General features: G+C 64.8%; 17 protein-coding genes. 14 read left to right on the forward strand and 3 right to left on the reverse strand.

What is annotated here, in order from left to right; all coding sequences use genetic code 11:
* Nucleotides 1-13: 13 nt before the first annotated feature.
* The 7 genes from A8B82_RS01535 to A8B82_RS01565 all read left to right on the forward strand — a co-directional run bounded on the left by A8B82_RS01535 (nucleotide 14) and on the right by A8B82_RS01565 (nucleotide 9,245).
* Nucleotides 14-328, forward strand: a complete 315-nt coding sequence (locus A8B82_RS01535) for a cupin (protein WP_067287479.1) — start codon at nucleotides 14-16, stop codon at nucleotides 326-328.
* A 128-nt stretch (nucleotides 329-456) separates the two neighbouring features.
* The gene (locus A8B82_RS01540; RefSeq protein ID WP_067287481.1) at nucleotides 457-1,419 is read left to right on the forward strand and encodes a helix-turn-helix domain-containing protein; all 963 of its coding nucleotides are present in this window, start codon (nucleotides 457-459) and stop codon (nucleotides 1,417-1,419) included.
* Nucleotides 1,420-1,521: 102 nt separating this feature from the next.
* Nucleotides 1,522-3,549, forward strand: a complete 2,028-nt coding sequence (locus A8B82_RS01545; RefSeq protein ID WP_067287484.1) for a hydantoinase/oxoprolinase family protein — start codon at nucleotides 1,522-1,524, stop codon at nucleotides 3,547-3,549.
* Between the two features lie 3 nt (nucleotides 3,550-3,552).
* Nucleotides 3,553-5,514 (forward strand): hydantoinase B/oxoprolinase family protein, encoded by a 1,962-nt coding sequence (locus A8B82_RS01550; RefSeq protein WP_067287486.1) that lies wholly within the window; start codon nucleotides 3,553-3,555, stop codon nucleotides 5,512-5,514.
* A gap of 70 nt (nucleotides 5,515-5,584) precedes the next feature.
* Complete coding sequence (locus A8B82_RS01555) at nucleotides 5,585-6,463, forward strand: FAD binding domain-containing protein (protein WP_067287489.1); 879 nt, start codon at nucleotides 5,585-5,587, stop codon at nucleotides 6,461-6,463.
* A complete protein-coding gene (locus A8B82_RS01560) occupies nucleotides 6,460-6,942 on the forward strand; it encodes a (2Fe-2S)-binding protein (RefSeq protein ID WP_067287491.1) in 483 nt (160 codons plus the stop codon). The genes A8B82_RS01555 and A8B82_RS01560 overlap by 4 nt, the downstream gene beginning before the upstream one ends.
* Nucleotides 6,939-9,245 carry a xanthine dehydrogenase family protein molybdopterin-binding subunit gene (locus tag A8B82_RS01565; protein WP_067287493.1) on the forward strand — a complete coding sequence of 769 codons (2,307 nt, stop codon included), beginning with the start codon at nucleotides 6,939-6,941 and terminating at the stop codon, nucleotides 9,243-9,245. The genes A8B82_RS01560 and A8B82_RS01565 overlap by 4 nt, the downstream gene beginning before the upstream one ends.
* 199 nt (nucleotides 9,246-9,444) lie before the next feature.
* Here A8B82_RS01565 and A8B82_RS24435 read toward each other — a convergent pair whose 3' ends face one another.
* Complete coding sequence (locus tag A8B82_RS24435) at nucleotides 9,445-9,960, reverse strand: cell wall hydrolase (RefSeq protein WP_235604592.1); 516 nt, start codon at nucleotides 9,958-9,960, stop codon at nucleotides 9,445-9,447.
* Between the two features lie 162 nt (nucleotides 9,961-10,122).
* Here A8B82_RS24435 and A8B82_RS24440 point away from each other — a divergent pair, with 162 nt between their 5' ends.
* Nucleotides 10,123-10,797 carry a hypothetical protein gene (locus tag A8B82_RS24440; RefSeq protein ID WP_235604593.1) on the forward strand — a complete coding sequence of 225 codons (675 nt, stop codon included), beginning with the start codon at nucleotides 10,123-10,125 and terminating at the stop codon, nucleotides 10,795-10,797.
* 282 nt (nucleotides 10,798-11,079) lie between these two features.
* Here the strand turns inward: A8B82_RS24440 and A8B82_RS01580 are convergent, their stop codons facing one another.
* Complete coding sequence (locus A8B82_RS01580; RefSeq protein WP_067287498.1) at nucleotides 11,080-11,943, reverse strand: epimerase; 864 nt, start codon at nucleotides 11,941-11,943, stop codon at nucleotides 11,080-11,082.
* Between the two features lie 100 nt (nucleotides 11,944-12,043).
* Here A8B82_RS01580 and A8B82_RS01585 point away from each other — a divergent pair, with 100 nt between their 5' ends.
* The gene (locus A8B82_RS01585; protein WP_138069640.1) at nucleotides 12,044-12,946 is read left to right on the forward strand and encodes a LysR family transcriptional regulator; all 903 of its coding nucleotides are present in this window, start codon (nucleotides 12,044-12,046) and stop codon (nucleotides 12,944-12,946) included.
* A 20-nt stretch (nucleotides 12,947-12,966) separates the two neighbouring features.
* Here A8B82_RS01585 and A8B82_RS01590 read toward each other — a convergent pair whose 3' ends face one another.
* Nucleotides 12,967-14,295 carry an aspartate aminotransferase family protein gene (locus tag A8B82_RS01590; protein ID WP_067287503.1) on the reverse strand — a complete coding sequence of 443 codons (1,329 nt, stop codon included), beginning with the start codon at nucleotides 14,293-14,295 and terminating at the stop codon, nucleotides 12,967-12,969.
* A 151-nt stretch (nucleotides 14,296-14,446) separates the two neighbouring features.
* Between A8B82_RS01590 and A8B82_RS01595 the strand changes: the two genes are divergently transcribed.
* From A8B82_RS01595 to A8B82_RS01615, 5 genes are all read left to right on the forward strand, one after another.
* On the forward strand, nucleotides 14,447-15,457 hold the full coding sequence (locus tag A8B82_RS01595; RefSeq protein ID WP_067287505.1) for a BMP family protein: 1,011 nt from the start codon (nucleotides 14,447-14,449) through the stop codon (nucleotides 15,455-15,457).
* Nucleotides 15,458-15,591: 134 nt separating this feature from the next.
* Nucleotides 15,592-17,124: an ABC transporter ATP-binding protein gene (locus tag A8B82_RS01600; protein WP_067287507.1), complete on the forward strand. Its 1,533-nt coding sequence runs from the start codon at nucleotides 15,592-15,594 to the stop codon at nucleotides 17,122-17,124.
* Nucleotides 17,114-18,163 carry an ABC transporter permease gene (locus tag A8B82_RS01605; protein WP_067287510.1) on the forward strand — a complete coding sequence of 350 codons (1,050 nt, stop codon included), beginning with the start codon at nucleotides 17,114-17,116 and terminating at the stop codon, nucleotides 18,161-18,163. The genes A8B82_RS01600 and A8B82_RS01605 overlap by 11 nt, the downstream gene beginning before the upstream one ends.
* Nucleotides 18,163-19,107, forward strand: a complete 945-nt coding sequence (locus A8B82_RS01610; protein ID WP_067287513.1) for an ABC transporter permease — start codon at nucleotides 18,163-18,165, stop codon at nucleotides 19,105-19,107. Before A8B82_RS01605 ends, A8B82_RS01610 begins: the two co-directional genes overlap by 1 nt.
* A gap of 270 nt (nucleotides 19,108-19,377) precedes the next feature.
* Nucleotides 19,378-20,685 (forward strand): amidohydrolase family protein, encoded by a 1,308-nt coding sequence (locus tag A8B82_RS01615; RefSeq protein ID WP_067287516.1) that lies wholly within the window; start codon nucleotides 19,378-19,380, stop codon nucleotides 20,683-20,685.
* The last annotated feature ends 113 nt before the right edge of the window (nucleotides 20,686-20,798 follow it).

A 20,798-nucleotide genomic window follows, 5' to 3' on the forward strand; every position in this document is an offset into this window, starting at 1 on the left:
AAAAGGACAGATCATGTGTGAAGGAACCACAGCCGGAAACGCCGTCGCGAAAATCTTTATCAAGAACGCCCGGACGCGCGTGACCGAATGGCGCTTTGCCAAACGCGGTGACAACACGGGCTGGCACAAACATGACTACGATTACGTCGTTGTGCCGTTGCAGGACGGTTTTCTGGACATCGAAGACGAGACAGGCAAGATCAGCCGGGCAGAGCTGAAAACCGGCATACCCTACTTTCGCGACCTCGGGGTGACCCATGACGTGCGCAACGGCAATGATTTCGAGTTCGCCTTCATGGAGATCGAGTTTCTCGACAGCGCCAGATGACGCGGGGCGCACGGGGCGCGCGGCAAAGCTTTATGCGCAAATCGCCAAGTTTTCGAAAGGCGATAAGATAAGTTGAATTCAACGAGTCGACCGGTTCACACCAAACACGGTCGCCAGGGGAGACGACAATGTATTTTTCGACGGACCACTGCGGTACAATGAGCAAGGACGAAGTCTGGACCCGGACCCTGTCCGACACCTATTTTCCGCTCTCGGCAAAATGCGCCCGACCCGATGCGTTCAAGGGCTCGTTACAGTCCTGGAAGCTGGGCAACCTCGGCCTGTCCGAAATGAACTGCGACGGCGTCAAATACATCCGCAGCAAGTCGCATTTCGCGCATGAGCAGGAAAGCAGCCTGCTGATCACCATCCCGCACAAATCCGACATCTGTTTCCAGCAGGGCACCCGCGACACCAGTTGCAGCCCCGGCAGCTTTCTGGTGGAGCGCGGCGACCTGCCTTATGAATTCTCCCATGTGCAGGCCAACAAGCTTTGGGTGCTCAAGGTGCCCACCGCCAGCGTGCGGTCGCGGCTGGGGGCCACCGACCGGCTCGGCGCGCTGACCTTTGACGCCAGGTCGGGGGTCGGTTCCTATTTCCTGGGGTCCGTGCGCAACACCATCGAAAGCATTGATCTGATCGGGGATGCCGCCCGCGAAATGGCCGGGCAGCACCTGCTGGACCTTCTGTGCCTGTCGATGCGCAGCGACGACCGCATTCTCGACAGCACCGCCTCGACGATCCGCGCGGCGCATTTGCAGCGGGCGGAACAATACATCCGCGACAACCTCGCCAATCCCGGCCTGACCTCCCAGGTGGTGGCGGAATCCTGCGGCATCTCGCTGCGCTATCTGCAACGGCTCTTTGCCGAGAATGATCATTCGGTGGTGGGCTATATCCGAGACAAGCGGCTGACCCGCTGCCACGAGATGCTGCGCATGGTGAACAACACCACCACCATGGCCCAGATCGCCCAGAAGTGGGGCTTCTACGACCAGGCGCAGTTCTGCAAACATTACAGAGCCCGGTTCGGCTGCACCCCGACCGACACCCGAAAACAGACCCGGCTGGAGGCCATGGCCCGAAGCTGACGCACCCGAAAGTTAAATTCGCCACCACCCAAAGCACTGCTTTCGGGTGAACGGGACCGGCTTGCCCGTGCCCATGGCCTCAACCGAAGCAGGAAAGCTGAGATGACAAAAACAAGAGTTGCAGTCGATGTCGGGGGCACCTTCACCGATGTCTGCATCATGGACGAAGACACCGGCCAGATCCGGATCGAAAAGACCCCCTCGACCCCCGATGATCCGATGCGCGCCATCATGACGGGTATCTCGGATGCCGGGATCGACCTGGCCGATGTCACGATGTTTTCCCATGGCACCACGGTCGCCACCAATGCGCTGATCACCCGCAAACTGCCCCGTGCCGCAATGGTTTGCACCGAAGGCTTCCGCGATGTGGTCGAGATCCGCCGCTCCAACAAGGAGGATCTGTGGGACACCTACAAGGATGTGGCCAAACCCTATATCCCGCGCCGCGACCGGTTGACCGTCAAGGAACGGATCGACGCGGCAGGCAAGGTCATTGCCGAACTGGACGAAGCCGAAGCGCGCCGCGTGGCAAAGATCCTCAAGAAGCGCGACGTCAAGGCCATCGCGGTCTGCTTTATCAACTCTTACGTCAACGGCGACCACGAAGTGCGGATGCGCGACATCCTGCGCGCGGAAATGCCGGATGTGCATATTTCCATCTCCTCGCAGATCATGCCGGAAATCTTCGAACACGAGCGTTTTTCCACCACCATGGTGAATGCCGTCGTCTCTCCGGTGGTGGTCGATTACGTCTCCCGGCTGGGCGACAAACTGGCCGAGGGCGGCTATACCCGTGACCTGCTGTTGCTGCACACCGGCGGCGGCGTGATGACCCCGGCCAGTGTCAAGGATTTTGCCGCGCGTCTGGCCGGGTCCGGCATCGCGGCGGGGGCGCTGGCCAGCCGCTTTATCGGCAACCTCTGCGGCTTTGAAAACTCCATCGGCTTTGACATGGGCGGCACCTCAACCGATGTGTCGCTTTGCTTTCAGGGCAACTCCACGGTGACCAAGGATTGGTACATCGAATACGGCTACCCGATCCGCTTCCCCTCCATCGAAGTGCTGACCATCGGTGCCGGCGGCGGCTCGCTGGCATGGAAGGACGAAGGCGGCTCCCTGCGCAACGGGCCACAATCGGCGGGCGCGTTCCCCGGTCCGGCCTGCTATTCCAACGGCAATGAGGTCGCCACCAACAGCGATGCCAATGTGGTGCTGGGCCGGTTGGGCCACAGCCTTGCCGGGGGTGACATCACCCTCGACGCGGATCTCGCGGAAAAGGCGATCCGCGACACCGTGGCCGAGCCCTTCGGGATGGAACTGCACGCGGCCGCCGAAGCGGTGATCGACGTGGCCAATGCGAATATGGCCAACGCCGTGCGCCTGCTCTCGATCAGCCGCGGCCACGACCCCCGCGACTTTGCGCTGGTGGCCTTTGGCGGCGCAGGTGCGCTGCACGGGGCCGCCGTGGCCAAAGAGCTTTCCATCCCGGTGGTGATCGTGCCGCCGAACCCCGGCGTGACCTCTGCGATGGGCTGCCTGCTGGTCGATATCCAGCACGACTTTTCCGACAGTTTCATGGCCGATGCCTCCCAGACCTCGCCGGAAGACCTCGAAGCCGCCTTTGCGCGGATCGAAAAGGAAGCCGTGGACCGGCTGCGCCATGAGGACGTGTCGCCGGAAAACACCGTCCTGCAACGCACGGTCGAGATGATGTATCAGGGCCAGTGGCGCTCGCTTGCCGTCTCCGCCCCCGCGACGATCACCAGCACCGAAGACCTCGTGCGCGGTTTCCACGACGAACACGAACGCGAATACAACTTCCGCCGCGAGGATGCGCCGGTCAGCATCTTCCGGGTCGGGGTCAAGGCCACGGGCGTTGTGCAAAAGGCCGAACTGCCCTCCTTCGAAGTGACGCCGCACGCGCCGGAACCCGCCAGCCAGCGCGATGTCTGGTTCAATGGGAAAAGCCGCCGCACCGATGTCTTTGACCGCGCCACCATGAAGGCGGGTGCCGAATTCAGCGGCCCGGCCATCGTCGAACAGGTCGATTCAACCGTGGTGGTCCCGCCCGGCGCCACGGCGAAGATCGACCAGTATATGAACATTCTGATCCGCGTGAAGGACTGAGCCATGAACACGATGACAAAACAGGAACTGGACCCGGTCACCTTTGAGGTGCTCAAGAACTCCTTTATCACCTCGGTCGACCAGATGGCCGAGCAGATGCTGCGGACCTGCTATTCCTTCGTGATCTACAACCGCGATTTCTCCAACGGGCTGCACGATGCCGATGGCAACTGCGTGGCACAGGGCAATTCCGATATCGCGGTCCACGTCGGCACGCTGCACTATACCTGCAAAGAGGTGATCCGCGTCTTCAAGGACGACATGTACCCCGGCGATGTCTACGCGATCAACGACCCTTACGCGGGCGGCACCCACTTCAGCGACGTGCGCCTGATCCGCCCGATCTTTGACGAGGAAGAGCTGATCGGCTTTTCCCAGTCGAACGGCCACTGGTCCGATCTGGGCGGCTCCGTTCCCGGCTCGTTCAACGTCACCGCCCACGAGATGTTCGGCGAAGCGGTGCGGATCACCCCGATCCGGCTGTTCCACAAGGGCAGGTTCTGCTCTGACGTGGCCAATATGATCGCCGCCAACACCCGCGACCCGGCCTCCATCATCGGTGACATCCATTCACAGGCACAGGCCACGCAGGTGGCCGAACGCGAATTGCAGCGGCTGGTGGGCAAATACGGCCGCGATCAGGTCACCCAGGGCATGGACGCGGTTCAGGATTACGTCGAACGCGCCGTGCGCCAGCGCATCCGCGATCTGCCGGACGGCACCTGGGAGGCGGTGGATTACATCGACCGCGATCCCGGTGCGGGCGAGGGGATGATCCCGATCCACATCAAGATGACGATCAAGGGCGAAGAGATCACCTATGATTTCGAAGGCAGCCACGCCACCATCGCCTCGATCTACAACTCGGCCCCCGGCGCGACGTTTTCAGCGGTGGTGGCGGGCATGAAAACCTTCTTCCCAGATCTGCCGCTTAACAGCGGATTCTACCGCATGGTCGAGGTCAAAGCCCCCGAAAACAGCGTTGTCAGCGCCCAGTGGCCGGTGGCCGTGACCGGCTTTCTGATGCCGTTCGAAAAGATCATGAACGCGATCTTCGAAATGTGGTCCCAGATCATGCCGGAACGCGCCATCGCCTGTGCCTTCAACCTGGAATACCTGCTGGCCGGCGGCAACGACCTGCGCAAACCGGACAAGCCGATCTACATGTTCTACGAATGGCTCCCCGGCGGCTGGGGCGGGCGCAACGGCAAGGATGGCAGCGACGTGACCACCGCCTGTTTCGGCACCGGCCTGATGTCGCAGCCTTCGGAAGGGAACGAACGGGTCAATCCGACCCGAGCGGATGAATTCCAGATCATGCAGGACAGTCCCGGACCCGGCAAATGGCGCGGCGGGGCAGGGGTGATCAAGGCCTCGACCCTGCTGGAGGCCGAAAACACCGTCATGTCCTATATCTGCGACCGCGAACGCGCGGTGGTCTGGGGGGTCGAAGGCGGCCTGCCGTCGATGCCCCATGGTCTGATGGTCGAACATGCCGACACCGGCGAGGAAGAATGGCTGGGTTCGGTGTTTTCCAACTACAAGATCAAGAGCGGCGACAAGTTCACCCGCCCCACCGCAGGCGGCGGCGGCTATGGTGACCCGATGGAGCGTGACCCCGAACATGTGCTGAACGATGTGATCGACGAATATGTCTCCGTCAAACGTGCGGAACTCGACTATGGGGTCGTGGTCAAGGTCAACGACGCCGATATGCTCGACTATGAAATCGACACCGCCGCCACCGAAAAGGCCCGCGCGCATATCCGCGCCAACCGGGTCGGCTGGGCGCGGATGGACCCTGAAGAGGTCTCGCAGATGTACCGCAAGGGCAAGATCAACGAGATGGACGCGGTTCGCAAATACGCCGTGATCCTGGATTGGGGCACGGGCGAGCTGATGCCCAAGTCCACCGCGCAGTTCCGCGAAAGCTTCGAGAAGCGCTCGGTCTCGCACTGGTCGTGATACCGGGGCGGCCCGCCTGCCGGGCCGCCTGATCCCCCGCACAGGGGACCAAAGACAGGAACAAGCCCGCATGGCGCAAACAGATGTCGTTTTCCACCAGCCCGAAACCATTGAAGCGGCGCTTTCGGTGCTGTCCGCCTCCGCTGCGCGTCCGGCCATCGCCGTGGCGGGCGGCACATGGGTCATGCGGGCCGGGCTGCGCGGCGAAGATACCGACAAGACGTTCGTTTCACTTGCAAAAATCGCCGCACTTCGCAGCATCGAACGCGCGGATGACGGGCTGAGGATCGGCGCAATGGTGACCCACGCCGACCTTGCCTCTGCGCTGGATGATGACCCCGCTTATGCCGGTCTGCACAGGGCCTGCGCGATCTCGGCTAACCCCGCGATCCGCCGCCGCGCGACCATCGGCGGCAACCTGTGTTCCGATGCTTTCATGGCCCCTGACCTTGTCCCCGCGCTGATGGCGCTTGGGGCCACGGTCAACCTTCATGCGCCCACGGGTGAAAGACGCGTGTCCGTCGCTGATTTCCTTGACGGACGGGCAACGCGCCCCGCTTCTGAAATCCTCACCCATATTCACCTGCCCCCGCCCCGGGGGGCGACCGCACATGCCCGCGCCCTGCTGCGGCAGGCGGGCGAATATCCGGTTGCGGTGGTCAGCGTCCTTGCCCATTGCCGCACTGACGGCACCTGCCAGACGCTGCGGATCGCCCTCAGCGCGGTAGAGCCTGCACCACGCCGCTGGGACGCGCTGGAAAACGCGCTGCTTGGCCGCCGCCTCGATCCTGTCGCGGCGCGGGACGCAGCGCAGGCACATCTAAAGGCCCTGCACCCGCGCGACGGTGTCGACGCGGCGGGCTGGTATCGCGCGCGCCTGCTGCCGCAGCTGGTCGAACGCGCCTTTGCCGATCTGACCCGACCCACAGCACAGCGAGACCCGCAATGACAGTCAGCTTCACCCTCAACGGACGCGCCCGCACATATGCCGGCGACCCGCGATCCTCCCTGCTTGAGGTGCTGCGCGAGACCTACAGGCTGACCGGTGCCAAGGACGTCTGCGGCGAAGGGTTCTGCGGTGCCTGCATGGTGCAGATCGACGGGATGCCCACAACTGCCTGCCTCGTGCCGGTCGGCACATTGGAAGGCGCGGATGTGCGTTCCATCGAAGGGGTCGGCACCGAAGAACAGCTCAACCCCGTGCAACAGGCCTCTATTGACTTTGACGTCGTGCAATGCGGCATGTGCTTTCCCGGCATGGTGATGACGCTGACCCATTTCCTGCAGGACAACCCGCAGCCAACCCGCGAGGACGTCAAATCCGCACTGACAGGGAACATCTGCCGCTGCACCGGCTATGAGCGGATCATCGACGCGGTCATGTCCCTGTCCCTCGCCCCGAAACCGCTGACGGAGGCTCAGCCATGAAAAACGCGCATGACCCATCCCTTGCCGTCATGGACCTGCCACGCCGCGATGCGCGCGACAAGCTGCGGGGCCGGACCAGATACACCGTCGATCAGGCAGGGCCGGAGGTTCTGCACGCGGTCTTGCTGCGCGCAACCGTGGCCTCGGCCCGCATCACTCGGCTGGATGTTACCCCGGCTTTGGCGATGGAGGGGGTCCACGCCGTCGCCACCCACCTCGACGCACCCGGCCTGCACGGCATCGGCATCGCGGATCATCCGATCTTTGCCAGCGATATCGTGCGCTATCACGGTGAACCCGTCGCCGTGATCGCGGCAGAGACCCTGGCCCTTGCCCGCCGCGCCGCCAGGGCCGTGATCGTCGACTATGAAACCCTGCCGCCGGTGCTGACCCTGCAAGCGGCTTTGGCCCCCGATGCGCCGCTCGTCCATCCCGGTTGGGAGAATTACGATGTGCTGCACCCCGGCGCGGCACGCGGCGGCAATGTCGCATGGGAAGCGCGGGTTGACCGTGGCGATACCGATGCGGCTTTCGCCCGCAAGGATGTCACCATTGTCGAAGGCAGCTATGACGTCGGGCGGCAGAACCATGTGCCGTTTGAACCGCGCGCGGTGATCGCCTCATATGAGGATGGCCGTTTCCACATCCAGACCTCCACCCAGGCCCCATGGACGGTCAAACATGTCGTCGCCACGGTGTTGCAGGTGCCGGAATTCGCCGTGCGGGTGACAGTGCCTGCGGTCGGCGGCGGCTTCGGGCTGAAGTTCGATTGCTCCCTCGAACCCTATGCCGCGATCCTTGCGCGCAAGTCCGGGCGCAGCGTGTCGCTGGTCAATTCCCGCCGCGAGGAAATGATGACATGCCTGTGCCGGGAGAACGCCGAAATCCGCATCCGCTCCGCCATTGACGCCGAAGGGGCCATTGTCGCCCGCGAGGCAACCGTGCTGATGGACTGCGGCGCATATGGTGGCGAACAGGTGTTCCTGACCACGATGACCGCGCATACGCTGGCGGGCAACTACCGGCTGGGGGCTGCGAAAATCCTGACACGGGCGGTCTATACCAACACCCCGCCAAACGGGGCCTTCCGCGCCTGCAACGGGGTCTACAACACTTTCGCGCTGGAACGGCATACGGACGAAATCTGCGCCGCGATCGGGATGGACCCCTTTGCGTTCAGACGCCGCAACGTGATCGGCGATGGCGACATCGGGGCCACCGGCCAGACCTTTCAGGGCGATGTGCTGCGCCCCATGCTGGACCGCATGATTGACAAATACCCGGTTGAACGGCGCAGCGGCAGGCTGCCCGATGGGCGTCTTTACGGGCGCGCGACAACGGTGGGAACCTGGTTCATCTTTGTCGGCCCCTCTGCGGCAACGGTGAACCTGAACGCGGACGGCAGTGCCACGCTGGTCACCGCCGGGGTCGAAATCGGATCGGGTACGATGATGCAATCCCTGCCGCAGATTGTCGCGGCAAACCTTGGCATTCATCCCGATGCGGTGATCGTGAAAACCGCCGACACCGATGCCGCCGGGCGCGACCTGGGTGTCGGCGGCGGGCGCACAACCGTCTCCATCGGCGCGGCCAGCGAGGCGGCCTGCGCCGAGGTGCGGGAAAAACTGCTGACCGTGGCGGCCAGATTGTTGCAAACCAGTGCCACGGCCCTGGTGCTGACCAACGGGCGGGTCGAGATCGCAGGCAAACCCGGCAGCGGCATGGCCCTGAAGGCCGTGATTGCCGAGGCAGAGCTGACAACCGGCCCGATCGCCGGCAGCGGTGCCTTTACCGCAGCGGGGACAACAGCCATGCCCGGCTGCGCCACCGGCCATTTCATTGACGCCATCGACATCCCGGTCTTTGCGGTCCACGACTGCGAGGTGGCGGTTGATGAAACTTCTGGTCGTTGCGAAATCCTGTCCTACCGCGTGGTGCAGGACGTGGGCCGCGCCCTGAACCGGCGTGCCATCCACGGCCAGATTCAGGGCGGCGTGGTGCAGGGCATCGGCTATGCCCTGACCGAAGAGGTCACGATCGGCGCAGACGGTGCCATCGAGCAGACCGGCTTTGACACCTATCATGTGCCGCTGGCGGGTGATGTCCTGCCCGTCGACTTCGACCTCTACGAAGGCGCGCCCTCCCTCGGGCCGCTGGGCACCAAGGGGGCGGGCGAGGTGCCGATCCTGAATGTCGCCGCAACGCTGGCCTGCGCGATTGCCAATGCCACGGGAAAGCCGGTCGCCTCCCTGCCCATGACACCTGAACGGGTTGCGGCCCTGATTGCGGGTGATGCGAGGTAGGAGCCCTTGCCGCTTTCCCCTGCGCGGGATCAGGGCCATAGGCCGCCGCGCGGCCAGTTGGGCCACCTGCGATCATGCCGGTCAAAGCGCTTCCCGCTACGGCGGCCCGCGTTAAGCCTGACCCCCCAAACGCGGCCTGAAAACAAGGGGATCAACGCGCCGGGCGACAAGGGGTCCTTCAAGGCAAACCCGAAATGCCTTAGCCCGAGGTAATACCCTCTGTCGGGGGTAGCGGTGACGGGGTCGACACATGCTCTGGCCGCCGTTTTTCGTAAAAGGCATTGCCGCCGGTCGTCACGACATAGTGGATGTTGTTGAAATTCGCCTGATACCACGCCGCGTGAAAGAATTTGGCCGCAGCGGTCCGGGGGTGTCTCTCGCCGGTGTAGACCGCGATGGCGGTTTCGCGGGCAAGCGCGGCCCCCTTGCTGTCCATCGGGCTGGTCATGACGCCGGGGGCGAACTGGTTCGGCTGGCCCACCACAGCGCAGATCGTGTCGGGAAAGGCGTCGGACTCGACCCGGTTCATCACCACACTGCCCACCGCGATCATGCCATCCCGGCTGGAGCGGTTCGATTCGAAATACATCGCGCGGGCCAGGCATTCGACAGCATTTGCAGGCGGTGGCGGCGGCGCGGACCCGCCGCAGCCCGCGACAAGGGTTACCAGGGCCAGCCCGGTAACAGTCAGGCATTTCAAACTAATCCGTGGCACGCGTACAGCCCTCACATCCTGGGTCGCCTTTGTCGCGCGGAGGATATTCTGCAAGCCCCGCCCTGGGCAAGCGGAATGCTGCGGCGCGGGGCCTGCCCCCTCGCCATGGGCGCATTGTTGCCTTATGCAAAACCCGACGCCCCTGACAACGGAAAGACCCGCATGAGATGTGCCGCGATCGTGACTGCCTGCGTGCTGGGCCTGCTGGCCGGGCCTGCGCTCTCGGAAAAGCTGAGCTTTGCCATGGCCCTTGGCGCGCGCCAGATCGGCACGCTGACCTTTGACGGCGGGCCGCGCGCGGGCCGTCTGCTGGCGGTCATGGACAACACCCCGCTGGGCGTGGCCGATGGCAGCTTCGAGGCAGTGACCAAGGCGCGCGGCACGGCGGTGGGCTACGAAAGCCGCAGCCGGGGCAGCAAGCAGCGCGACATTGCGGTGACGCGGGCTGCAGGGCAGGTGACGGAAGTGACCGTCACCCCGGCGGATGAGGCAACGGACCTCAGCGATGTGGCGCAGGTGCCAAAGGGTGTGATCTCCCTGACCGAGGCCTTCGCCGCACTGGCGCTGGGCCGCGATTGCCCGAAACCGATGGTTGTCCACGATGGCCGCCGGGTGGTGCGCATCGCCACCGCCGCGCGCAGCGACAGCGGCAGCGAGGTGACCTGCAAGATGTCCTACCGCGTGGTGCAGGGGCCGGGGCATCTGTCGCCCTTCCGGTTCCGGACACTGGGGATGCAACTGACCTACGCCAGCGCCGCATTGCAACGCATCACGCTCAGCGCGGGCGGTTTCGATGTGACGCTGACGCGGCAGGGGGCGAAGGCGGCGCTGGAGTAGGTTGGTCAAGCCGCCCCGCCCGGCTTCCCGGAATCGAAGTTTGCGGTCTTGTACAGGCGCGACAGAGGTTCGCGCCCGACCCCGAGGGGGGGCGTGGTGAGGCTTGGCGCGCGATCCGGGTATGGCGAGAGGTTGCAACAGGTGGAAACGTTGGAATAATTCGCGCCCGCCGTTTTGCCGAAGGCAAACCTGCGGTTTGACGGGGGCGGGGTCGGGCGCGAACCGGATCGCAAGCGATCCGGGGACGAATGGCAAGCGGAATGTACTTTGGCTTCGGGGCACCTAACCCGCATCGTGAAGCTGTATGAGCCTTCCAACCACATCCTCGAACGGCGTATGCCGGTACGCCGGACACAGCTCAGCGAAACTCTCGCCGCACAGACGGTGCGGATGATCGAACAGGTAGCGCTGTTCAAGCAGTTCACGCCCCAGTTCCCAGACCGGCGCGCTCAGCCGCAGCGCCCACCAGGGGAACTGGCCGATCTTCATCCCGCGACCGCTCTGGCGTGTGATCTCACCGGCCAGATCGTCAATGCTGAAGCTGTGGCCGGGCAGGGCGACATCGGCAAAAACCGGCAGATCGTCCAGTTTCGACAAGGCAACAGCCGCGCGGGCGAAATCGGGCAGATAGACATGGGCCCGCTCGACCCCGGGCGCGCCCATTGCCGTGATCCGGCCCTTGTGCAGCTTTTTCAGCACCACCAGCCCGATCGCCTGACCGCACCGCTGGTCATCAATGAAGTCTCCTCCGCGCAGGATTGTCACCGGCAGGCCAGAGCTGCGCCAGGCGGCTTCCATCTCGACGCGAATTTGCCCTTTCCGGCTGCAGGGTCGGTGCGGTGTATCGGCCGACCAGGGACCGGGTTGGTTGCCATAGACATAGACATTGCCGGGGATCAGAACCCGCGCGCCACTTGCGCGGGCGGCGCTCATGGCAAGCTCGGTGATCTTTGGGATCTGCCGCGCCCAGTCGTGGTAATCCGGCGGGTTCATGGCATTGACAATCAGATCGGCACCGCGCGCCGCCTGAGCAGGATCGGTGCCGCGCTGGAAACGGCGGACGCGCCAGCCATCGGCTGAAAAGGCCCGGTCAAAAGCCTGGCCTGCAAAACCCGAGGCACCAAGAATAAGAACAGTTCGGGACATGGGAACTCCTTTGGTTTTCTGTTGCCCCCCCTTGTTGCTCAAATCCATACGAATAGGGATTGCCAGAAATTGAAGTTTGGGTATTCATAAATGAATGGATATGCGGGCATTGGACTGGTCGCTGCTGCAAAGCTTTCTGCAGGTGGCAAAGGCGGGATCGCTGTCGGCGGCATCGCGCGCCTGCGGCATCAGCCAGCCGACACTGGGGCGACATGTGCGCGCGCTGGAAACCGCCTTGGAACAGCCGCTCTTTGACCGCAGGCCCGGCGGGCAGGGCCTGACCGCCCTGGGCCATCAGCTTTTTGATCATGTGTGCAAGATGGAAGACGCGGCCTCCCATGTGGCGCTCACTGCCGCAGGCAAAAGCGCCCGGCTGGAGGGGCGGGTGCGCATCACCGCGTCACGGGTCGTGGCCTATTGGCATCTGCCGCCGATCCTGGCCCGCCTGCGCGCGGAAGAGCCGGGCATCCAGATCGACCTTGTGGCCTCCGACATGCCGGAAAACCTGATGCACCGCGAGGCCGATATCGCCCTGCGGATGTTCCGGCCCGAACGCGGCAACCTGATCGCGCAAAAGATCGCGGAACTGCCGCTGGGGCTGTACGCCGCGAAGAGCTATGTCGCCCGTGTCGGCCGCCCCGACACGCCCGAGGCGCTGATGAAAATGGATTTTGTTGGCTTTGACAGATCCGAGCTGATCCTGCGCCTGATGGCTCAGAACGGGCTTCATGTCACCCGCGACTTCTTCCCGCTGCGCTGCGAGGACCAATTGGTCAACTGGTCCCTTGTCTGTGCTGGCGGCGGTGTGGGCGGGTTCCAGCGCACCGTCGGCGACGCGGACCCCCGTGTTGAACACATCGCGGAATTCGTGACCCTTCCGGCATTACCTGTCTGGCTTGTGGTCCCGGACGCCCTGCGCCATGTCCCCCGGATTGCGCGGGTGCGGGACATGCTGGCACAGGGGCTGGCAAACCTCGGCAAGCCCGGTGGCCACACCCTATGACCTGATGACCGGGCCGCTGCTCAGCCGGTTGCAGCCTCGATGCTCTCGGCCAGCACATCGACGATCCGGTCGATCTCCGCTTCGGTCGCGGTGAAACAGGGGGCCAGCAGCACATGGTCGCCATGCACCCCGCCCGCGCAGCCCTGTGACGGATAGGTGATCACGCCCCGGTCCATCGCGGCCTGCAACAGCCGCCCGGCAATGTTCTGTGTCACGTCGAAGGGGGCCTTGCTGTCGCGGTCGGCCACCACCTCTGCGGTCCAGAACAGGCCGCGCCCGCGAATGTCGCCGACATGGGCGTGCTGGCCCAGCCGGTCGCGCAACCCGGTCTCCAGCCTTGATCCAAGGGACCGCACCCGCGCCAGCAGGTCCCTGTCGTCGATCTCCTGCATCACCGCCAGCGCCCCGGCGCAGGCCACCGCGTGGGACATATAGGTATGCCCGTTCCACAGCTTGCCACTGCCCGACAGGATCGCCCCCACCACCTTTTCCGAGGCCATGACAGCAGCGATCGGCATATAGCCCGCGCCCAGCCCCTTGGCCATTGTGGTGATGTCGGCGGCAATGCCTTCCTGCTCCAGCGCAAACAGGCTGCCGGTGCGGCCCATGCCGCACATGACCTCATCCGCGATGTACAGCACCCCGTGGGTGTCGCAGATCTCGCGGATGCGTTTGAAATAGCCCGCCGGGGCCGGTTGCGAGCCCAGCGAGGCCCCCACCACAGGTTCCGCGATAAAGGCGGCGACGGTCTCAGGGCCAAGCGCCTGAATGCTGTCCTCAAGCTGGTTCGCCATCCGCAGCGCGAAATCGGCCTCGGTCTCGTCCTGCTCTTGCAGGCGGTAGGGATAGGCGGCCTCGATATGATCCACGTCGATCAGCATCGGCTGGAACGGCGCGCGGCGGCCCGCGTGGCCGCCCACCGCCAGCGCCCCCAGCGTATTGCCGTGATAGCTGGGCGCGCGGGCGATCAGGTGGGTGCGCTCGGGCTGGCCATTCTCAAGGTGGTACTGCCGCGCCAGCTTCAGCGCCGCCTCCATCGCCTCGGAGCCGGAGCCGAGGTACATCACGCGGCCCTCGCCGGTGCCCTCGGGGGCATGGGCGATCAGGTAATCGGCCAGCGCCTCTGCCGGTTCATTGGTGAAAAGCCCGGTATGCGCGTAGCTGAGGGTTTCCATCTGCCGCGTTACCGCCGCCCGCACCGCCGCATTGTCATGGCCCAGGCTGGACACCGCCGCCCCGCCGCAGGCATCAAGGTATCGGGTGCCCTTGCTGTCGATCAGGTACGACCCCTCGCCGCGTACAATGACGGGCTGATCTGCGGTCAGGCTGCGACGTAGGACATGGCTCATGCGGTCTCTCCCCATTGGCGATGGATCGCCCTTTGGCTGGGCGCACAGCCCGGCCGGTGGCAGAAGTATTGCCTAAATCGACAGCCTTGTCTTGACTCATCCGGGCCACTGGCAAACGATCTGCCACACTGCATAACAATGGGGGATTATCATGACCACACGTCGCTTCACGCGCCGCCACCTGCTCGGCTCCGCCGCTGCCATGGCGGGCGCTTTCGCCCTGGCACCGCGCACAGCCCTTGCCGCCGACCCGATCAAGGTCGCGGGTATCTATACCGTGCCTGTCGAACAGCAATGGGTCAGCCGCATCCACAAGGCCGCCGAAGCGGCACAGGCCCGCGGTGACATCGAATATGTCTTTACCGAAAACGTCTCCAACACCGATTACGCCCGCGTCATGCGCGAATATGCCGAAAGCGGGAACACCCTGATCATCGGTGAGGTCTTTGGCGCGGAGCAGGAAGCGCGCGAGGTCGCCGCCGATTACCCCGATGTGGCCTTCCTGATGGGGTCCAGCTTCAAGGAAGACGCGGGCCTGCCGAACTTTGCCGTCTTCGACAATTACATTCAGGACGCCGCCTATCTGTCCGGCATCATCGCAGGCGCGATGACGCAAAGCGGCAACATCGGCATGGTCGGCGGCTTCCCGATCCCGGAGGTGAACCGCCTGATGCATGCCTTCATGGCCGGCGCCGCCGAGATGAAGCCCGACATCGCCTTTCAGGTCAGCTTCATCGGGTCGTGGTTCGATCCGCCCAAGGCCAAGGAAACCGCATTTGCGATGATCGAGAACGGGGCGGATGTGCTTTATGCTGAACGGTTCGGCGTCTCGGACGCGGCGCAGGAAAAGGGCGTGCTGGCCATCGGCAATGTGATCGACACGCAGGCGGAATACCCCGATACCGTCGTAGCCTCGGCGATCTGGCATTTTGAGCCGACGCTGGATGCGGCGATTGCCGCGGTGAAGGCGGGCGAGTTCAAGGCGGCGGATTATGGCGTCTATTCCTTCATGAAGGAAGGCGGCGCGTCGCTGGCCCCCTTGGGCAGTTTCGAGGGCAAGGTGCCGCAGGAAGCGCTGGATCTGGTCGCGGAACGCAGCAAGGCGATCAAGGCGGGTGAGTTCACCGTCGAGATCAACGACGAAGAGCCGAAGTCCAGTTGAGTGCAGGCATTGCAGATGGTTTCGCCCGGCCGCAGGCCGGGCAGCGCCGTCCCGCCCCCATGGGGCGGCGCTTTGCGCCCCCCTCGGGACGGCGCTGCCCTTTCCACCTGCCAAGAACCGTTGACCGCATCTGAATGACATTGAACACAGCCCCCATTGTCCTGCGCCTTGACCGCATCACCAAGCGTTTCGGCGCGCTGACCGCGAATGATGCGATCAGTTTCGAACTGCGGCAGGGCGAGGTGATTGCCCTGCTGGGCGAAAACGGCGCGGGCAAGACCACGCTGATGAACATCCTTTTCGGCCATTACACACCGGATGCGGGCAGCGTCGAGGTCTTTGGCCAGCCGCTGCCCCCCGGCAACCCGCGCGCGGCGCTGGAGGCCGGGGTCGGCATGGTGCATCAGCATTTCACGCTGGCCGACAACATGAGCGTGCTGGAAAACATCGTGCTGGGCACGGCATCGCTCTGGCGGCCGGGCTTTGGCCGTGCTGCGGCCCGCCGCCGGATCGAAACCCTGATGCAGGACTACGGCCTGCGGGTGGACATGGAGGCCGAGGTCGGCGCGCTCAGCGTCGGCGAACGCCAGCGGGTCGAGATCCTCAAGGCGCTTTACCGCGAGGCGCGAATCCTCATTCTGGACGAACCCACCGCCGTGCTGACCCCGCAGGAAACCGAGGACCTGTTCGCCACCATGCGCCGGGCCGTGGCGCGGGGGCTGTCGGTGATCTTTATCAGCCACAAGCTGCACGAGGTCACGGCGATTTCCTCGCGCGTGGTGGTGCTGCGCCATGGCAGGCTGGTGGCCGAAGCGCAGACCGCCGACACCAGCGCCGCGCAACTGGCGCAGATGATGGTCGGGGCCGAGGTCGCCACGCCGAAGGTCAGGCAGGCCACCCCCGGCGCCGTCCGCGTAGCGCTGCGCGGCGTCACCACGCCTGACCGGGGCAGCGCGCCGGGGCTCAAGGCGGTCGATCTGGACCTGCGCGCGGGTCAGATCACCGGGCTGGCCGGGGTCTCGGGCAACGGGCAGGCGGCGCTGGCCGACCTGATCGGCGGGCTGATCGCGCCTGCATCTGGCGCATTGCGCCTCTCGGACGCGCCGGTCACGGGGTGGAGCCCGCGTGCCGCCCTTGCCGCCCGGATCGCCCGCATCCCCGAGGACCGGCATAAAACCGGCACCATTGCGGATTTCGACCTGACCGAAAACGCGGTGCTTGAGCTTTACGCCACAGCGCCGTTCTCGCGCCGGGGCTGGATGAACTGGCGCGCCGCCCGCGATTTTGCCCAAAAGGTCATCACCGGCTATGACGTGCGCTGCCCCGGCCCCGAAACCCGCATCCGACTGCTGTCGGGCGGCAACATGCAAAAGCTGATTCTGGGCCGCGTGCTGGAAACCACCCCTGACGTGGTGCTGGCGAACCAGCCGGTGCGCGGCCTCGACATCGGGGCGCTGACCTATGTGCATGAACAACTGCTGGCGGCGCGGGACAGGGGGGCGGCGGTGCTGCTGATCTCCGAGGATCTGGACGAGGTCACAGCCCTGTCGGATGTGATCCATGTGATCTCCGAAGGGCGGCTGTCGCCTGCCTTCGACCGGGGCGCGCTGAGCGTGGCGGAACTGGGTGTCTGGATGGCGGGCGAGGGGTTTGACCATGCGGCTTGAACCCATCGCAAACCCGGCGCTGACCCGCCGCCTTGGCCTGCCTGCGCTGGCATTGGCCGGCACCGTGGTGATCGCCTCGCTGCTGGCGATGATCGCGGGCGCGCAGCCGTTCTCGGTGCTGGGGCTGATCCTCAAGGGGGCCTTCGGATCGAAGTTCGCCACGCTTGAGACGCTGAACCGCGCAACGCCGCTGATCTTTACCGGGCTGGCGGTTGCCGTCGCCTTCAGGGCGAAGCTGTGGAACATCGGGGCCGAGGCGCAGCTTTACATGGGGGCGGTGGTCACCGTGGTGCTGGGCACCGGCGCGCTGGCCTGGCCTGCTGCCGCGCTGCTGCCGGTGATGGCCGTGGCGGCGATGCTGGCGGGCGCATTGGTGCTGCTGGTGCCGACCTTCCTCAAGACCCGCTTTGGCGTGGACGAGGTGGTGACGACGCTGCTGCTGAACTTCATTGTGCTGCTCTGGGTGTCGATGCTGCTGGAGGGGCCGTTGAAAGACCCGATGGGGCTGGGCTGGCCCAAATCCGCCCGGCTGATCGAGGAGGCACGGCTGCCGCGCATCATTGACGGGCTGCGCCTGCATTGGGGCTTCGGCCTTGCGCTGATTTCGGCGGCGGTCGTCTGGGTGATCCAGCGCCGCACCACGCTGGGCTATGAAATGCGCGCGGTGGGGCTGAACGCGGGGGCGGCGCGGTTCGCGGGCATCCCGGTCAATGCCACGCTGATCAAGACCGCGCTGCTGTCGGGGGGCCTCGCCGCGCTTGCAGGCTTTTCCGAGGTCGCGGGGCTGAAGGGCAACCTCACTTTGGATATCTCGCCCGGCTTTGGCTATACCGGCATCATCGTGGCGATGCTGGCGCTGCTCAATCCGCTGGGTGTGGTGGTGGCGGCGCTGTTCGTGGCGGGCATCTTTGTCGGTGCAGACAGCATGAGCCGTGCGGCGGGGGTGCCGACCTATCTGGCCGACATCATGCTGGCGGTGGCGCTGCTCCTGATGGTGCTGGCGATCATGCTGACCAAATTCAGGGTGCGGCGCGGCTGATGGACATTCTCGATATCCTCATCTCCGCCAGTTTCTGGACCGCCGCGATCCGCATCGCCTCGCCGCTGATCTTTGCCGCGCTGGGCGAGCTGATCTGCGAACGCGCAGGCGTGCTGAACCTCGGCATCGAGGGGATCATGGTGGTTGGTGCCTTTGCGGGCTGGCTGACCGTCTACCTGGGCGGGGGCCTCTGGTTTGGGGTCTGCGTGGCGATGCTGGCGGGCATGGCATTCGGGCTGCTGCACGGGGTGCTCTGCGTGCCTTTCGGGCTGTCGCAGCATGTGGTCGGCCTGGGCATCACGCTGCTGGCGACTTCGCTGACCTATTACTGCTACCGTCTGGCATTGCCGGAGGTCACATCGCCGCCCAAGATCGCCGCCTTCCAGCCTTACGAGATTCCGCTGCTGTCAGACCTGCCGCTGGTAGGGCCTGCACTGTTTTCGCAGACGCCGCTGACCTATCTGGCCTTTGTGCTGGTGGTTGTTGTCTCGGTCGTGCTCTATCGCACGCCGCTGGGCCTTGCCCTGCGCGCGGCGGGGGAGAACCCGGCGGCGGTCGAGGCACAGGGGCTAAGCGTGTCGGCCATCCGCATCGGCGCGGTGATGGTGGGCAGCGGGCTGATGGCGGTGGGCGGGGCGTTTCTGACCATGAGTGCCTTCAATTCGTTTTTCTTCGAGATGGTCAACGGGCGCGGCTGGATCTGCATCGCGCTGGTGGTCTTTGGCTCGTGGAAGCCGGGCAAGACCCTGCTGGGCGCGATCCTCTTCGCCGCTTTCGACGCCTTGCAGATCAGGTTGCAGCAGACCCCGCTGGGGGCGGGGATACCCTATCAGTATTTCCTGATGGCGCCCTATGTGCTGTCGATCCTCGCGCTGGTGGTGATGTCACGCCGAGCGCAGGTGCCTGCGGCGCTGATGGTGCCGTTCAACAAGGGGGAGCGTTGATGACGAAACAGGGGTGCGCAGCCGGTCAGCGCCTGCCTGGGTAGGCGCGGGGCGAGACGGGTTGGCTTGGCGAAGGTTTGGAGGAGAACCGGAACGTTGCATCCGGCGGAGAGTTCAAAGCGCCTGCCGGGGGGCAGGCAGGCGCTGACCGGCTGCGCCGGTCGTCATGAATGAGGCCGTCGTCCCGGGCGAAGACCCGGGACCTCGTGCAAATGGGTGGCCGCCGGGAGCCGTCCAGCCGAATGGAACAAAAGGCGAAGGAGTGAGACAGTGTTCGACATCATCATCAAGGGCGGCACATTGCCTGATGGCCGCGTCACCGACATCGGCATCGCGGGCGACCGGATCACCGCCATCGGCAAGCTCGACACGCAAGCGGGCGAGGTCATCGACGCCACCGGCGACCTTGTCAGCCCGCCCTTTGTCGATCCGCATTTCCACATGGACGCCACGCTTAGCTACGGCACCCCGCGCATCAACGCCTCCGGCACGCTGCTCGAAGGGATCGGCCTCTGGGGCGAACTCAAACAGGTGATGACGCAGGCGCAGGTCTATGACCGCGCGCTGGCATATTGCGACTGGGCCGCCTCGCTCGGCCTGCTGGCGATCCGCAGCCATGTGGACACCTGCGACGACCGGCTGCTAGGGGTCGAGGCGCTGCTGGAGGTCCGCCGCGCCGTCAGCCCCTATATCGACCTGCAACTGGTGGCCTTCCCGCAGGACGGTCTGTTCCGCGACCCCACCGCCTATGACAACACGCTGCGCGCGCTGGACATGGGCGTGGATGTGGTCGGCGGCATTCCACATTTCGAACGCACCATGGCGGATGGGGCGCGGTCGGTCACGGCCCTTTGCGAGATCGCCGCCGAACGCGGCCTGATGGTGGACATGCATTGCGACGAGACCGACGACCCGCAGTCTCGCCATATCGAGACACTGGCGTTTGAGACCCAACGTCTGGGCCTTCAGGGGCGGGTGGCGGGGTCGCATCTGACCTCGATGCACTCGATGGACAATTACTATGTCTCCAAGCTCCTGCCCCTGATCGCCGAAGCCGAGGTCGCCGCGATCCCGAACCCGTTGATCAACATCATGCTTCAGGGCCGCCATGACACCTTTCCCAAACGGCGCGGGTTGACGCGGGTGAAGGAGATGCAGGCGCATGGCATCACCGTCGGCTGGGGGCAGGACTGCGTGATGGATCCGTGGTATTCGATGGGCACCGGTGACATGCTCGACGTGGCTTTCATGGGGCAACACGTCGCGCAGATGAGCAGCCCCGAAGAAATGCGGCGTTGTTTCGACATGGTGACAGAGGGGAACGCACAGATCCTGGGGCTGGCGGATTACGGGCTGCGGGTGGGCGCGCTGGCCTCGCTGGTGGTGCTGGATGCGGGCAACCCGATCGAGGCACTGCGCCTGCGGCCAGACCGGCTGGCCGTGGTGGCCAAGGGCAAGGTGATCTCTCGGCAAAGCCGCAATGACGCGCGGCTGAACCTGCCGGGGCGGCCCGCAGCGGTGCGGCGCAGGCATGCCGCACATTCGGGCGCAACGGACGCAGGCGCAGGGAGGGGTTAACCCGCATCCCCTAGAACGCCCCCTGTCGCGACAATGGCACCCGGCCTGACACACCGGGCGCATTCGGAGAAACAGAGGCCCGCCACCAACGGGTCACTTTGAACCGTTCAACG

Source organism: Sulfitobacter sp. EhC04, from assembly GCF_001650875.1.
GTDB lineage: Bacteria > Pseudomonadota > Alphaproteobacteria > Rhodobacterales > Rhodobacteraceae > Sulfitobacter.